The sequence below is a fragment of the Paraeggerthella hongkongensis genome (assembly GCF_003726035.1).
Lineage (GTDB): Bacteria > Actinomycetota > Coriobacteriia > Coriobacteriales > Eggerthellaceae > Paraeggerthella > Paraeggerthella hongkongensis.
Genome location: NZ_QICD01000040.1, coordinates 1 through 16,295, shown reverse-complemented (window position 1 = coordinate 16,295; position 16,295 = coordinate 1). Strand labels below are relative to the sequence as shown.

Annotated in this window: 11 protein-coding genes; 6 read left to right on the top strand and 5 right to left on the bottom strand. The window is 52.0% G+C overall.

What is annotated here, in order from left to right; all coding sequences use genetic code 11:
- The first annotated feature begins 251 nt into the window (after positions 1–251).
- Positions 252–2,294 (top strand): NlpC/P60 family protein, encoded by a 2,043-nt coding sequence (locus tag DMP08_RS11960; protein ID WP_244596983.1) that lies wholly within the window; start codon positions 252–254, stop codon positions 2,292–2,294.
- 101 nt (positions 2,295–2,395) lie between these two features.
- On the opposite strand, the gene DMP08_RS12760 is transcribed toward DMP08_RS11960, so the two are convergent.
- The 5 genes from DMP08_RS12760 to DMP08_RS11935 form a co-directional block, all read right to left on the bottom strand.
- Entirely contained in the window at positions 2,396–4,522 is a 2,127-nt protein-coding gene (locus DMP08_RS12760) for a L,D-transpeptidase family protein (RefSeq protein ID WP_123193101.1), read from the bottom strand.
- A 390-nt stretch (positions 4,523–4,912) separates the two neighbouring features.
- Positions 4,913–5,761, bottom strand: coding sequence for a LicD family protein (locus DMP08_RS11950; protein WP_123193100.1), 849 nt, complete (start codon positions 5,759–5,761; stop codon positions 4,913–4,915).
- A gap of 22 nt (positions 5,762–5,783) precedes the next feature.
- Positions 5,784–6,962 (bottom strand): glycosyltransferase family 4 protein, encoded by a 1,179-nt coding sequence (locus DMP08_RS11945; RefSeq protein WP_123193099.1) that lies wholly within the window; start codon positions 6,960–6,962, stop codon positions 5,784–5,786.
- 28 nt (positions 6,963–6,990) lie between these two features.
- Positions 6,991–7,368, bottom strand: a complete 378-nt coding sequence (locus tag DMP08_RS11940; protein WP_114567735.1) for a DUF2304 domain-containing protein — start codon at positions 7,366–7,368, stop codon at positions 6,991–6,993.
- Between the two features lie 14 nt (positions 7,369–7,382).
- Positions 7,383–8,117 (bottom strand): glycosyltransferase family 2 protein, encoded by a 735-nt coding sequence (locus DMP08_RS11935; protein WP_123193098.1) that lies wholly within the window; start codon positions 8,115–8,117, stop codon positions 7,383–7,385.
- A 214-nt stretch (positions 8,118–8,331) separates the two neighbouring features.
- Here DMP08_RS11935 and DMP08_RS11930 point away from each other — a divergent pair, with 214 nt between their 5' ends.
- The 5 genes from DMP08_RS11930 to DMP08_RS11905 all read left to right on the top strand — a co-directional run.
- Positions 8,332–9,219 (top strand): glycosyltransferase family 2 protein, encoded by an 888-nt coding sequence (locus DMP08_RS11930; RefSeq protein ID WP_244596981.1) that lies wholly within the window; start codon positions 8,332–8,334, stop codon positions 9,217–9,219.
- Positions 9,220–9,631: 412 nt separating this feature from the next.
- Positions 9,632–10,915 (top strand): lipopolysaccharide biosynthesis protein, encoded by a 1,284-nt coding sequence (locus DMP08_RS11920; RefSeq protein WP_244596979.1) that lies wholly within the window; start codon positions 9,632–9,634, stop codon positions 10,913–10,915.
- A 224-nt stretch (positions 10,916–11,139) separates the two neighbouring features.
- Positions 11,140–12,720 (top strand): DUF2142 domain-containing protein, encoded by a 1,581-nt coding sequence (locus tag DMP08_RS11915; RefSeq protein ID WP_244596978.1) that lies wholly within the window; start codon positions 11,140–11,142, stop codon positions 12,718–12,720.
- Positions 12,721–12,769: 49 nt separating this feature from the next.
- Positions 12,770–15,751: a rhamnosyltransferase WsaF family glycosyltransferase gene (locus DMP08_RS11910; RefSeq protein ID WP_211328437.1), complete on the top strand. Its 2,982-nt coding sequence runs from the start codon at positions 12,770–12,772 to the stop codon at positions 15,749–15,751.
- A 141-nt stretch (positions 15,752–15,892) separates the two neighbouring features.
- A partial coding sequence (locus DMP08_RS11905) for a sugar nucleotidyltransferase (RefSeq protein ID WP_153071024.1) occupies positions 15,893–16,295 on the top strand: 403 nt, incomplete at its 3' end.

The window sequence follows — 16,295 nt, the reverse complement described above, 5'->3', positions numbered from 1 at the left end:
GGAGGATAGGACGTCGCGCTCGCGCAGGGCGCTCGGCGTTTCCGAGCAGGAGGGCCCCGGAGCCGGGAGAGGCTCCGGGGCCCTCTTCGCGTTCGGGGGGGGGGTGCTGGGTGCGCGCGGGGCGCGCGAAGGCCCGGCTCTGCGACGCTTTGCGCGACCTTCGGGTTCCGTCCGCCGGGGATTTTACTTTAATAGTTATCCGTATGCTAAACTTTGGAAAGTTAAATGAACTGTCATGAAAGGCTAATGGCATGCTAAAAGCTAATCCAGTTTGCTTTCGGATATCTATTGTGGTGTCGGCGTTTTGTCTCGCGATGGCCTCTTTATTCCTAAGCGCTTTGTATCCAACGGTTGCTTTTGCAGGGGATGATGGAAGTGCTGTTATCCATGAAAATGAATCTCCCGAGAACGAGGCAAATGATTCACTAGATGAGATCAAGGATGAAACTCCCAGCACTCTCTATGTTCCTGGCTGGAATGAAGTTGACGGGATGAAGTACTATGCTGACGATCAGGGTGATCTTGTCAGCGGATGGTTTTCCAACCAGGGGAAACGTTACTATTTTGACCCTGCTAACGGCAACGCTGCAGCTCGTGGTTTCGTTTCTCTTCAGGGCGAAGTTTATTATTTTGAAGCGGATGGCGCGCTCTATGACAAAGGATGGGCGCTGGTAGAAGGCGTATGGTATTACGCAACCGCATCTGGCAAGATTGAGACTGGTTGGTTGAAGCTGGATGGAGCTTGGTATTATCTTGACCCAGCTCAGGGCGGTGCGATGCTTTCCGGGACTTATCGAGTGGGATCGACGCTTTACCACGCTCATCAAAACGGAGCGCTCCTTACGGGCAATGGCTGGATGCGCGACGGGAGGGGGGCTTGGTATTATCTAGCCCCATCTGGTTCGCTTCGCACGGGTTGGCTTAAACAAGGCAACACCTGGTACTGGCTCGATCCCGAGTCCGGCGCGATGGCCACCGGCTGGTACCGGGACGGCGCCGTCTGGTACTACTCGGACGGGTCGGGGGCCATGCTGGCGAACCGCTGGCTCAAGCAGGGCGGTACGTGGCACTACCTGAACCCCTCGGGAGCCATGCGCACCGGATGGCTCCACGACAAGGGTGCCTGGTACTGGTTCGACCGCTCGTCCGGGGCCATGGCCACAGGGTTCGTGGACGACGGCGGAACGGCGTACTACTGCGACGGGTCCGGGCGCATGCTTTCGAACCGTTGGCTCAACAAGGACGGCGTGTGGTACGCGCTAAGTGAATCGGGTGCTGTTCGCACGGGTTGGTTCCAGGAAGGATCTGCTCGCTATTGGTTGGATCCTGAGACTGGCGCGATGGCAGTTGGTGAACGGACTATCGACGGTAGGCAGTACTTTTTCTCGAGCAGCGGTGCAATGATCAATAATGTATGGGTGTCGTTGGGTAATGGCGCCTGTGGTTTTATCGACGCGTCGGGGGAAGTTGCTCTTGTTGGAGAATATGACGATCAGAACCGTATCGTTTGCTCTGACGGTCAGACTGGTTGGCGGACGGTTGCTGGAAAGCTATTCTACTTTGATCCGGCAGAGGCGGGCGTCCTTCGGACTGGATGGTTCGAAGCAGATGGAATGCGTTATTATGCAGACGATGCCGGTATTAGGCAAGTTGGTTGGACTAGCGTTTCTGGAGTTTGGTATTATTTGGACCCCTCGAATGGGGTCATGAGAACTGGCTGGGCTTATGTGGATGGAGTTTGGTACTATCTTGACCCTGCGACTGGAGCGATGCAAACAGGGTGGCTTCAGGAAGGTGGGGATTGGTACTATCTTCAAGGTAACGGGGCCATGGTGGCTAATTCCAGCGTGAAGATCTCCGATGGCACGTACTGGTATATGAATGGATCTGGGCGTCATGACCGTCAAGCAGGTATTGATATCATCATGCGTACAGCTCGGTCTCTCCTGGGCGTTCCTTATGTGTGGCTTGGCGTGTATCCGCAAGATGGCGGTATGGATTGCGCTTCGTTTACTTGGTACTTGTATAAGCAGCTGGGAATTGATATCGGGTTCGAGACGTATGACCAGATGCATAGCGGTGTAAGGGTGTTCGGCGATGCCCAGCCAGGAGACATCATTCTTATGTACTACGGCGCGTGGCCGAACTACAATCCGATGCTTCCCGAGCACGTCGTTTTGTACGCAGGCGGCGGTATGATTTACGAAGAGCCTACGTTTGGAGGGCGTTGTCAGTACGTGCCTCTTGCATCGAAGGGCGCTTCCACTACTGCGGTTCAGAGAATCTTGTCGTAAGAAAATCAAAGGCCTCCCGTTTTTGAGCGGGAGGCCTTTGATTTTGCAAGTATTTCGTTAAGGGGACGAATCGAATCGCAATGGCGCCTTTAAGAAGCTCCCTAGCGATACGTGTACACTTTGGTTCCGGTGGGGATGTTGTCGTAAATCCATTTTGCTTGATCGATAGGTAGCCGTATGCATCCGTGAGAACCCGGAACGCCCATAGTCCCTTCCATCCAGGTGAACGTGTTTTGATAGTACACTTCTGAATGAATAAGATAATCGCCGTAGAACTGAGTCCACCAATAACAGGTGAAGCCGCTGCCGAACGAGTAGCCCTTTAGGCCGACGGTGTATTCTCCAAGAACCGTAGGGGTTGATGCCTTGCCAGGACTGCAGGGCCAAGACGATACCGAAGTCCAGTTTCCCGCCGATCCCTTGAAAACGCCAAGCATGCAATTCGTCGTGTCGATCATGATAAGCCAAGGCGTGTTGCTATGAAATTGCTGAGCGAGGTTGGTCATGCGGGCGTCGGAGGAAACCCAAGCCCCACTTGAATCGAAGTAATAGCTTATGCCCCCGATCGTTCTCCATCCAGTTGCCATCGCTCCGCTTGATTCGAGGTAATACCAGGTGTCGCTGAGCTTCAGCCACCCGGTTGCCATGGCGCCTGAGTCATGCAGGTAATACCAAGTGCCCCCCAGCTTCTGCCAACCCGTTTTCATTGCTCCGTCGGAGCCGAGTAGGAACCAGGTGCCATCGAGCTTCACCCAGCCGGTTTGCCGTATTCCTTGGGAATTCAGGTAGTACCAGGTATTGTCAAGCTTGAGCCACCCGGTTGCCATTTCGCCGGTGTCAGGATGCGCATAGAAATGCTGGCCTCCGATGACCTGCCAACCGGAAAGGGGATTGCCCTCGGCGTCGACGAACGAGAATGCTCCTGACGAATTCCTGAGCTGTCGCCCTTCCAAGTAACCTTGATTATTTGCGTATCGGCGTTCGTCCGCATTGATGTTTACCCAGCGATTCATGTACAATGCGCCGTCGGCGTCAGAGAAGCATTGGCTGTCTCCAACGCTGTACAGGCCTGTCTTTGCACGATGCTGAGGACTAGCTGGATCAAAGTAATACCATTTTCCCGACAGGTATCCCCAGCCTGTTGCAAGGGCGCCGCTAGCTTGAGCCCAGCACCAACCGCTCTTCGTACTGCCGAGCCAACGGTTCGCAGCCATGCGCCCGGACCCGTCGCAGTAGTACGCCGTTCCGCCGTCGTCCACGAACCCTGTGGCCATGGCCCCGGACGAGCGGTCGAGCCAGTACCAGGCACCCTTGTCGTGGAGCCATCCGGTGCGCATGGCTCCCGAGGGGTTCAGGTAGTACCACGTACCGCCCTGCTTGAGCCAGCGGTTCGCCAGCATGGCCCCCGACCCGTCCGAGTAGTACCAGACGGCGCCGTCCCGGTACCAGCCGGTGGCCATCGCGCCGGACTCGGGATCGAGCCAGTACCAGGCGCCCCTGTCGTGGAGCCATCCGGTTTTTGCAGCTCCGCTGGATTCAAGCCAGTACCAAACGCCGCCGGAACGATGCCATCCGTCGCTCAGCATTCGTCCGCTAGGATCGGATAGATAGGTGCGGTTGCCGTCTGAGAACGCGCCTGTTTTCATTTCCCCGGTCTCATCCAGGTAATACCAGCCGCCACCTGTTTTGATCCAGGAATTCTCAGCGGCATACGGGCTCTTGTTGAACCAATACCAAAAGCCTTCGTGGAATACCCATCCAGACTGAGCAGTTTCTTTACCGTCGAGGAAGGCGGTTAAGTGAGGGGAGGTGTCGCTTGCATGGAATGCTAGCCCCTTTTCTATGGGTTCCGAGGGATTTGCGGGGGTTTGAGCGGCTTGATCGCCGTCTTCGGTGTTACCGTTATTTCCCTTATCTAATGAATCATCTTTTTGCGAGGTTCTTTCGTCGCTGACTATGTTTGGGAGTGACTGATCGGGAATCCTTGCTGGCTTGTCTGCCTGTTTCTCGCTATTGGAATTGCTTTCTTCAATTCGTTCGACGGTGTCATTCTGAAGTGAATCTTGTGTCGTGATAGCGGAGCGGTTTTCGGTATTTGCGTACGAGGGCTCGGCGAAAGAGATTATTGAAAGCAGAACCGCAGTGCCAAAAAGAACGACCAGCATACGAAAAATACCTGTTCGCATGAACTGCACTTCGGGTGGTGAAGAGGCGATTGCTCGTTTCATAATGACCTCCTTGCTTTGGCGCCAATGCAACTACTTATTTCATTAGAATTAGTTTAGCAGGTTTGAGCGCTGCACATGGTTGCATGGGCAGCGCGTTGCGTAAGATCGGTGAGAGATGTAAGTCCGTTATGCAAGCTGTTCGGCGAATATGCGTAATGCAATGCCATGGAACCGCTTTTGCTCGATTGACTCTTGCTCGGTCAACTGGAGATCGGTATTGACTCGATATGCATGGCTGGATGCGTGATGTATGCGAAGTTCGGCAACGTCCAGTCGAAATATCATTCCGAGGCTATCTTCTTGTCGGGTGTTGTCGATGGGTCTGGCTTGCAGCAAAGGGATATCGGTTGGGTGATTTGTCGTACTCGAGAGGGGCGTGCGACGCGGCTTTTATTCAGCTGACCAAGATGTACCGTCTCCGAAATCAAGATATTTAGGTAGATGCGTGTGCCTGTCTTCTACAGATGGAAGTTGCTCCCAATTTCCATAAGTGGCTTCCAGGAACTTTTTCCACAGTGCGGGCGCAGGGAACTCGTGTTTCTCGAAGGGGAGCATGGTTGCGGGGAGCAGGTCGCTTCTTCTGAATCCGGGAACATTAGGCCATGGAAGAGAGAGGTACAGAGACGACGAATCTCCTTCCCCAAAAAGGATGGATCGTTCGAAGTTCTTTCGAATCGAGTTCGGGTTGCAGAGTTTCGATACAATGAGATGAGCGGTTTTGCACATGCCCCTCTCTGCTGCACCTAGCAATCCCTTGTGCGGTACAACGATTTTTCCAGTGTAATATAGGTAAAGAATCGATTGCCATATTCGGGCGTTACGAATTTGTTTTTTTCTGAGGTCAAGAGTGTTTTCGAGCCGGTCGTAGGGGAAAACATCAACGAAAATTCCCTGGTCGCATCCCGCTTCTATAGTTTCTTCGGTGTAGTATTTTGTCCCGTCTTTATAAACCTTGGCAAACATGGCGGCATAACCGGGGGTGTTGGACCCATCGTGGAAAGAAAAGCCTGCTGGAAGCCTGGTTTTTGCAAGGGATACGAAACGATCGTAGTCTTCGCGGATCATGCCGACGTCGATGTCGTCGTCCCAAGGGATGAAGCCTCGGTGGCGCGCTGCCCCAAGTGCTGTACCGCCGTCGAGAAACCATGCGATATCGTGCTGAAGGCAAAAGTCTTTTAGCACGAGCAGGATTTCAAGCTCGATACCCTGAAGTTTTTTCAATGCTTCTGAGTTGTCCATACTTGTCTCCTACGTGGTTTCTTTAGAGTGTTTCATGAAGTGCTTCTGCATTGCGCTCTTGCGCAGTGGAGCAGGCAAGAGATGTTAAGCGCGCTGTTTCGTTCCAAGAGAATTTATCTATTACCAGCTTGTTGATGCTTTCTCCCATGGCGCGGCACCGAGCGCGATTTCGGTTGAGATCGCGTATTGCGTCGGCAATCGTTTTACCGTCTGCTGAAGGGAGTATTACTCCGAATGCATCGCTTGGTACAAGCTCCTGCACGCCTCCTACATTGGTAACAAGGGGCGCCGCCTTGCAGGCTGCTGCTTCTAATAGAGAGGTTGAGAATCCTTCCGAGCGCGAGGGCAGGCAGAATATATCGGACTCTTTAAGCAGAGCCGATATATCCCGTGCTTCCAGACGTCCAAGGAAGGTTACGTTTGAGAGTGGTTCTTTCGTTAGGGTTTCCTTAAGAGGGCCTTCTCCTGCAATAAAAAAATGAATCGAAGGTTCGTCGGCTAGCATACGCGCTGCTTCTACGAGTGCGGGTATACCCTTTTCCGGGATCAATCTTCCGGTAAAGGTTACAGCAAGCGCATTGTTCGGCAGGTTTGCTTCACGTCGAAATGATCGATGCGAAGCGCTTTCCGCAAAAGCTAGCGCATCAATGGAATTGTTGAGCACGCCGCATGCTTCGATGCCAAAATGCCGGAGCCATTCAATACCCGCTTGGGAAACGGCGTAGTAGTCGGCAGAATGGCGCTTTACCAGCTCGGTGACAGCGTGTTCAACGATGGCAACAAAGGGATCGACTATCTTGTTACCCATGGTTAGGTGAGCGGATCCATGATCTACGATGATTGGTCGGATGCCCTTAAGCTCAGCTAACTTTACTCCTTCGAGACTGTGACGGTAGAAGCGAGTGTTGATGGTTATGTAGTCGATGTTTTGCTCGAGGAGATAGTTCGCGAGCTTTCGATAGGTGCTGTTGTGACGCGTGATTGGATATCTCCCATTGAGGAACTTGTAGCAGGGCAGGCGAACTATTTCGATTTCTTGCTCAAGGAGTTCTGTATTGGGGAGATCGTGCACGTTCGAAGTAACGATGATCACGCGGTTCCCTTGTTCGGACAGTGCGCGAGCGAGATGCTGGGTGTATTTTTCTACCCCTCCGACGTGTGGAAGGTAGTGGGCGGAAAATATGCAGAAGGTTTTCTTCATGATCCGAATAGCTTCTTCGTATGTTGGCTTAGGATGCGTCAGTGTCGGAAGGGTTTCGCGGGCTTTCGTCTTTATTATTGAGTTCCTTTATTAACAATGCTTGCTCTTGCACGAGGTTCTTGATCATGCCTGCCTGTTTGCTTGCAATCGAACTGAGCGAAAGTGAAATGGCCAGCAGGAAAAACAACCCAATAAAGAAGATGAAATTGGAGGGCGTTTCGAAGCCTAGCAGGGCTGAGATTTGGTACAGAGGCAGCGGGAACAAAGCGCATAGTAAAATAGCAATCGTGAGCGCCATCCAGAGCAAAGAGTATTTGAGGAGTAGCTTTTCTCGTGCAACGAGGTGAATGACGTATGCAAAAAAGGCAATGCACAAGATGATTGCAACGACCTGAAGAACAAACACGAAACCCTCTCCCTTTATGATCGTGCACGCTTGTGCGAAAAGCTGACAATTGAGATAGCGAGTGAAACTTTGATCATGTAGTACAGGCTGGAAAGTCCTCCGATGGATGATTTTCCACCTTGGCGCTCATGCATGATGACGGAAACTTCGTCGACGGACAGTCCTGACTTGATCGCGAGCATGATTGATTCGGGTTCCGGATAGTCGGTTGGGTAATTCTCGCAAAACAGTGTCAAAGCTTTCCTGCTTGAGGCTCGAAAGCCTGACGTGGGGTCGGTTATGCGCCTGCCGGAGAACAGTCTTATCCAAAAAGACAACCAAACAATGCCTAGCCTTCTAAGGGCGGTCGACTGAAAGCCGTCAGTGTCGTTTACAAAGCGAGATCCGATAGCGAGGTCAGATCCCGCTTCGACGAGGCTGACAAGATGCGAAATGAAGGCGGCATCGTGCTGTCCGTCGCCATCGAATTGAATATCTACGTCATAGCCGTTGCGCAGTGCGTATTTGTGGCCCGCCTGGACGCATCCGCCTATGCCGAGGTTTTGGGGGAGGTTCAGGATATTGAATCCATTTGCTTCGCATATGGATTTGGTTTTGTCCGTTGATCCGTCGTTGACAACGATGTAGTCGTATCCTGCGGCAATTACATCATTTACAACCGAGACAATGCTCTCTTGCTCGTTGTACGCGGGGATGATTACCAGAGCTTTCAGGTGCTGCTTGTTCAAATGTGTGTCTGAGGTATTCATGCTTTGAAGTATACCGTGTTGGAGCGATATGGAGTAGCAAAGTGGCGAAGCTGGTGAAAAACACGTTAAGTCCTTGAAGATCCTTGAAGGTTTTCGGCAGAGCCCAATGGGTGCCCCAGCGACTTTGACCTTCGCTGCTTTTTGCCAACTTTTCTGTCAAGTGGTGTAGGCGTATTTGGATTATCCGGGCGTCTTATTGAATAAAGCGGCGACGTTGGTTATCATTTATGGAATGGAAGACATCTGTATATTTACCCCTACTTATAATCGAGCTTATATGCTGGAGGCTTTGTTCGAAAGCTTGAAAGCCCAGACTTCTCAACGGTTCTACTGGCTCATTGTCGATGACGGGTCCACTGATGAGACGTGCTCTCTGGTGGAGCGGTTTTCTTCCGAATCTGCGTTTAGGGTGGTATACATCAAGCGGGAAAACGGCGGAAAGCAGCGAGCGCATAACACCGGGGTAGAGTGCTGCGAGAGTGAACTGTTCTTTTGCGTGGATTCCGACGATGTGCTTGGGCCGTGCGCAGTCGAAGTGATTTTGGACGCATGGGAAGTCTACCGGGCGAATGCTTCGGTCGCCGGATTGGTGGGGCTTTGCGGCAGTGACGAGAGCACTCCGCTTGGCACGCGCATGCCACAAGGTGAACGGACTATCACTTTTTGGGATCTGTACTACAAGAAGGGGCATAGAGGGGATTCAGCACTCGTTTATCGTACCGAAATCCTGCGGCGCTACCCGTTTTTCGTTGCGGAAGGCGAGAAGTTCATGGCGGAGCCGTATGTATATCACCAGATAGATCTCGAATATACACTCGGAGTGGTTGATTCAGTGTTCATCGTTCGGGAGTATCTTGAAGATGGCTATACTCATAACGTTCGGGAAATCACGAAGCGGAATCCTATCGGATACCGGATTCTTAAGCGCATGTATATCGAATATTCAGATACCTTGTACCTAAAATTCTATAATTCCATCCTTTATTTGGTTGGATGTAAGCTAAGCGGCATGAAAAGCGGCGTAAAAAATGCTCCCAATCCCATCATTGCTGCATTCGCCTATCTGCCGGCGGTTTTGCTGTGCAAGACCGTGTATCGTTGAGCAAGGAGCAGTCTATGCGAGAGGTTGCTCTCGATGGGGCGAAATGGCTCAAATTCGAAATTACGATGGAAATCGATGCTCTCTGTCGAAAGCGTGATTCGGTATCTTGCCTTGATGCCGGGATGTTGTTTGGCGTCGTGCCGCGCAAGGAATCCAAGAACGAACGCGAGTGGTTAACGTCGTATTGGGGTGAGCCTGCAGTTCTCTTCTTTTTTAGGGTCGCCGATGAGAACGTCGTCGTGCCTGGAAAACGCATTGGTTCGTGTTGTGGCTTCGATTCGCGGGCTTATGCTTTCTTTTTGGGCCGTAGGGCTAATTCGACCGTCGCTTTTGGGGGTTGCACGGGGTCTTTCCCCTTAGCATGTAGATCTATTTCACTTTTGCCGCACTTATTAGAGAGGCGACGGATCGCATGAGCAGTGATTGGCGTGAAAGTCGGTCGATGGCCGAGAATGGGGTGGAGCCCCTGTCCATCAGGCAGAACATGCTGTGGAATTCCGGTGGGTCGATTACCTATCTGGCTTGCCAATGGCTCATTACCATTTTGGTGGTTCGCCTGTCAGACGGATACGAAGCTGCAGGTGCCCTCTCTCTTGCGATGGCGGTGTACAATATCTTCTCTCCTCTTGCCATCTACCGTATGTACACTTACCAGGTATCCGATGTGAGGCGTGAGAATTCCGTCGGAGAATACCTCGCGTTCCGAATTGTTACTTCTTCGGCGGCTTTGCTTGGATGCCTCGTCTATGCTGCATTGACCTGCCCGACGTCGAGCCTTCTTGCTGTTGTGCTGTATGCGGTATACAAGGTCGCGGGGCTTTTGATTGACGTGCTCCACGGTCTCGATCAAGTGAACAGACGTATGGATTACATCGGGAAGTCCCTTATCATCCAGGGTCTTTTCACTCTTGCGGCATTTTGCTCGGTGTTTGTAGCTACGTCGAGTCTCGAGCTTGCGCTTGTTTCGATGACGGTTGTCACGGTTCTGGTGGGCGTGCTGTATGATTACCCCCGCTCGAGTCGGTTCGAGTCGATGAAGGTTGGGATCTCGCGAGAAAAAGCCCTGCATCTGCTCAGGTATTGCTTTCCTATTGTGATAGCTGCCGTGGCTTGTGCGGCTGTCCCTTCGATTCCGCGCCAGTTCTTGTCATTTTCGCAGGGCGAGGCAGCGCTGGGTATTTATGCTTCGGTTGCCGCCCCTGTTGCTATTATCCAGATGGGCGCGAGTTATATCTACAGCCCTTTGCTTAGCGTTTTCTCCGAACAGTACGCCGAAAAGAGGGCTAAGGATTTGGCTGTCACATTTTGCAAGGTTGTGCTTGGCGTTGCGGCGATCGGAGCCATCTGTGCCGTCGGTTTCGAGTTTTTGGGCCCCTGGCTTCTGACGCTTATCTTCGGTCAGAGCATCGAGCCGTACACGTACTTGCTGATCCCTATCATCATGAGCGCTATTGTCTCGGCTTACGTGTGGTTTTTTAACGATTTACTCGTTGCACTTCGGTGCTTTAAGGGGAGCTTTGTCGGAAATATTCTATCTGCGGTCGTCGCGCTGCCGGTCACGTTTTTTTTCGTGAACACATTCGGCATGAATGGCGTGAGCTTTACCATGATTGTGTCCTATGGAATAGGTGCCGTGGTCATGGCGTTGTATTTGATTGCGTTGGTGAGGCGTGGCTTGAGGGAAGGGTCTTTCTAGCGGGTAGTTTCAAACTTACGACAGTGCTCGATTCTTGCTTACCTTATTGGGGGATATGCAGGTTAGTTAGTGGTTTGTTAAAAGTTTGTTTGGTGGCGGTAGCTAACGTTTAGTATGAGAGAATGGCACTTTGCTGGAGCTGGTAGCAATTCCTTTTTTGGCGGAGATGCTCTTGGTTGAAAGGGCGTGCCGGGAGTACGCAGGGTTTTCTAGAGGCGGGGATGATGGCTAAAGTGCTGATGCGTTTTGTTCAGATGCATAAGACCGATATGCTGCTTGGTGGAGTTATCGTTGCGTTGGCGGTTCATGCCTTGTACTGCTTTTCTTTCAGTGACTCTCGTATTGCCCTTGCGTTTGCGATTGTCTCAGCTGGGTTGGTTTGTGTCGTATATTCGGCTTCTCAGATTCTACGTTCCAAAGGTAAGCTCAAGGTTGAAACGCTTTTTCTGCTGAGCATAATATGCTGCGGGTTGTTGTACTCGCTTGTATTTGCGCCTGGCACGGTTCCCGATGAGAGTTATCATTTTCAGGCTTCGTACAAAATGGCAGACCAGCTTCTGTTTTTAGGCCCTACTTCGGATAATCTTCCGATGAGGGCAGATGACGCCCAGCTCCTTCGGGCCATGGATGAGTCTCAGACGGTGGGGTATGAGAAGTACGACATGATGGCACGTAACTTTGTCCTGTTTGCTGGACAGGTTGATTATGTCTCCTTCACCCCCAGGTCGGCTTTTGACTGGGGTGCGAATCCTCCTTACATCAAGTTGCCGTCAGCTTTGGGGATCGTGTTAGCTAGCTTGCTTAATCTTGGAAGCTATCCGTTGTTTTATCTGGGTCGCTTTTTCAATATGATGATGTTTGCTTTATTGGCATACTGTGCAGTTCGTATCACGCCTGTTGGAAAAAACACGATGATGGTTGTGGGCTTGCTGCCGATGACGCTGCATGTAGTGTCATCATATTCATACGATGCTGGCATCATAGGGCTGGCATTTTTGCTTACGGCGTTGTGCTTCAGGGCTTTGTACGGCGAAGGTCGGATGAAGCGCCATGATAAAGTGGGCCTTGTCATTGTGGCCGCCCTTTTGGCTCCTTGTAAGGTTGTGTACACGGTTATCGCTTTACTGGTATTGTTTATCCCTAATAAGCGCTTTGCTTCGAGGCGCTCTGCATTGCTGTACAAGTCGATCGTGATAGCCTGCTCACTTGTCGCGGTTTTGGGTACGCGGATGGCTACGCTTCTTCAGATGGCTGATGTGGGATCTTCCGTTTCGGCCGGGCTGGATGTTCGAGGGGAAGAGCAAGGGACATTCTATAGTCTCTCTGGCATGTTGTCCGATCCTCTCGATGCCGTTCTTCTTTATTTGAGAACTTTTGATGCCATGGGCCCCTTTTATTTGGACACTCTGGTAGGTGGCTCTCTAGGGTGGTTTCAGTCCGAAATCCACGCTCCGTTGTTCATTACTCTGCCACTATTTTTTGCGCTACTCGTTTCCGCCCAAAGGAGCGAAGATGATCGTGCGTTGGTTCCGGGGGTCCATCGCGTCGTTTTCGCGGTCCTCGCTATAGCCGGTTGGCTGGCTGTGATGTTGTCGATGACGGTTGGATGGACGTTTGTAAGCGAGAGGGTTATTCAAGGTGTTCAGGGTCGATACTTCCTTCCCCTGCTCCCGATGGCTCTCGTTGCGGCTAGAAGCCGGCACGTGTCAATAGATGTCCCGACTGGCTTTCTTTTTGTGTATGGTTTGCTCGCGCTGAACATCGCTTACATGGCTCGAGTGTTCTCTATCGCTGTCGGGGTTTGATGGCTTTTGCTTCTCGGATATCGATGGCGACGTTGAAAGGTGATTGTCGGTGGGAAAAATCGAAAAAGTAAAAACCCTTGCCAGGCTTTCCGTGAAGCAGCCAAAGAGCGTCGTCAAGGCTCTGGGATATTTGGGCAAATATGGTTTTGTGGGACTTCGGGAGCGTCTGTATCAGGAAGTTGTTCTTGAGGACGAGTCAATTCCTCTTGTTTTTGGCGAGCCGGGGAGCGCGGGCGGCGGTATTAAGTTCTCTGTTCTTATGCCTACCTATAATGTCGACGTATGCTGGCTCTCGAAAGCTGTGAAATCGGTAGAACAGCAGGTGTACGGCAATTGGGAGCTTTGCATTGTCGACGATTGCTCTACTGACGATTCCGTGATGTCTTACCTTCGTTCGGTTGAAAGCGACAGAGTGAAGGTAATGCGGCTCGATCGCAATGGTGGTATATCGAATGCTACGAATGCTGCAGCACGAATGGCTGACGGCGATTACATGGTGCTGCTCGATAATGATGATCTTCTTGCTCCGAACGCTTTGCTGGAGTTCTATCTTCGCCTATCGACTACGCAGGCGGATGTTGTCTATAGCGACAATGATGTCGTGGACGAGAATGGCACGAGGCTCGCCGTGCTGCACAAGCCTGACTGGTCGCCTGATCTGTTGTTGTCGCAGATGTATGTTGGGCATTTGCTTGGGTTTAAGCGATCTTTGTTCGAGGAGGTCGGAAGGTTTCGCCCGGAATTCGACGGAAGCCAGGATTACGACCTGCTCCTACGTCTTGTCGAACGCTCGAGTCGGATAGAGCATATTTCCGAGATCCTTTATTCGTGGCGGGCATTGCCTACGTCTACTGCTGCTAACCCAGATTCGAAACCGTATGCGCAGACGGCAGGCCTTCATGCTGTTCAGAGTCATTTGGATCGGACGCTGGGGGAGGGCAAAGCCTGTGCGTGCGAAACCGATTCGTTATATGTGTACGACGTGCGTTACGAATTGCGCGACAAGCCAAAAGTTTCTATTATTATCCCTACGAAGGATCATGTCGATGATCTGAAGGCTGCAGTCGAGAGTATTTTTGATAAAACAGAGTATCCTTCGTATGAAATACTGATTCTCGACAACAATTCGGAATTACCGGAGACAAATGCCTACCTTCGTTCGCTCGAACAGGAATTCGGCAACGTTTCGGTCATTGATGCTTCGTATCGTTTTAATTGGTCGAAGTTGAACAATCAGGGGATTGAAGAAGCGAGCGGAGATGTTTTTGTCTGTTTGAACAACGATGTGGTAATTAGATCTGCGGACTGGCTCGACCGGCTGGTCGAGAATTGCATCCGCGAAGACATCGGGATAGTCGGGGGTCTTTTGCTTTATCCTGATGAAACCATTCAACATGCGGGTGTTGTTGTGGGAATGGGCGGCTGGGCTGATCATGTGTACAAGGGTGCAGCTCCCGTTCATTGCGGTAATCCGTTCATTTCGCCCATGGTAGCACGTAATGTTTCGGCTGTGACAGGTGCTTGCATGGCGTTTTCAAGGGATACCTTGGAGCGCATCGGGGGCTTCAATGAAGACTTTGTCGTTTGCGGAAGCGACGTGGAGTTGTGCCTTCGCGCAGAGCGCAATGGTCTTCGAAACCTGTACCTTCCCGGCGTGGTTCTGACTCATTACGAGTCGAAAACTCGTGACCCGAAGGATATTCCGGAAGTTGATTTCAGCTTATCGAAAGCTATGTATCGTAGATATGTTGCTGCGGGTGATCCGTATTACAATTCAAACTTGGACTACGGCTCGTGCATTCCGAAGGCGGTGTCGCGTAGGGAGAAGCTGCGTCGTGCGGCGCTCGATTGTTATTCGACGGACATCCTCGAAACGCGTGCTATGAACTTTAGAAGAGTGTCGAGCGATCGTCCTCGTGTAAACCTGCTCGTCCCCTCGATTAATGCAGAGGACGTGTATGGCGGTATTGCGACGGCGCTCAGTTTCTTTGATCGTCTGGTGGCAGAAACGGGGGCGGATGCTCGCATTCTTGTGATTGATAGCGAACCGCGCATGGAGTCGCTTTCTCGTTTTCCTGGGTACGAGTTCGTCTCAATGGATGAGGAAAGCGATGCGCGATTACAGATTGTGCCCATAGGGAGAAGAAATGGCAAAACAGTGCCCGCTTCTCCTAAGGACTGGTTCGTGTGTACTTCTTGGTGGTCTGCATATTGCTATCAGGATGAATGTGAGCGACTCAAGAAGCAGGATGGGTGTTTTCTTGAGAATCCGATGATATATCTTATCCAAGATTACGAACCTGGATTCTACGCCTGGTCGTCGCGTTACTTGCTTGCCGAATCGACGTATAGGAGCCCTGTTCCCACTGTCGCGGTTTTTAACTCACGGGAGTTGAAGGGCCATTTCGATTCTCTTGGATATGAGTTTAAGCACTCGTTTGTTTTTGATCCGTTCTTGAATGGATCGCTTCTTGAGCGATTGGACCAGCTTGGCGGAAAAGTAGGGAAGCGTCGTCAGATCATGGTGTACGGACGTCCCGGAACTGACAGAAATGCTTTCGAGCTTGTCGTAGAATCCCTCCGTCGTTGGATCGATCTCCAAGAGGACCATGGTTTGTGGGAGATTGTTTCCGCCGGGGAACAGCATGCCCCGGTTTATTTGGGGCATGGTCGCTACCTGACCTCGGTTGGAAAGCTGACCATCGAGGAATATGCTCAGCTGTTGGCTGAATCATACGCGGGCATTTCTCTTATGGTGTCGCCGCACCCGAGCTATCCGCCGCTCGAGATGGCGGCATTTGGTGTGCGTGTGATTACGAATGAGTATTCCGGGAAAGATCTGTCGGACTTTGGTGAGAGTGTGGTTTCTTTGGCTCGTTCCACTCCTGGTGAAATAGCTGCTTCGCTGCAGGAGGTGTGTAGCTCGTTCGAACGCGAAGTGCCCTGTGGTCGTGTTCGTCCGGGGTACCTGACAAATCGCGATCTTTTTCCGTTCGTTCAAGAGATTAAGAAGCTTATAGACGAGAGCTAAGGGGCTTGTCGGGCTCGCGTGGATGTCTGGATTAAGCAGCGGTTCGGTATAGGTTGGCTTGTGGGCAAATCGGTGGAAAAAATAGGCGACGCTTGCTGAAGCGGTATACTAAATGTGTTTTCGATTGAAAGAGGTTTGGTCATGAAAGGCATCATACTCGCAGGCGGGTCGGGCACGCGCCTGTACCCGTTGACCACGGTAACGAGCAAGCAGCTCTTGCCCGTGTACGACAAGCCGATGATCTACTACCCGCTGTCGGTGCTCATGATGGCGGGCATCCGCGAGATCCTGATCATCTCGACGCCCCAGGACCTGCCCAACTTCGAGCGCCTGCTCAAGGACGGGTCGGACTACGGCGTGAGCCTGTCCTACGCAGAGCAGCCCTCGCCCGACGGCCTGGCGCAGGCGTTCATCATCGGCGAGGAGTTCGTCGGCGGCGACAGCTGCGCGCTCGTCCTGGGCGACAACATCTTCTACGGCAACGGCCTGGGCCGCCATCTGCGCGCCGCGGTCGAGCGCGCCGAGACCACGGGCGGCGCCACCG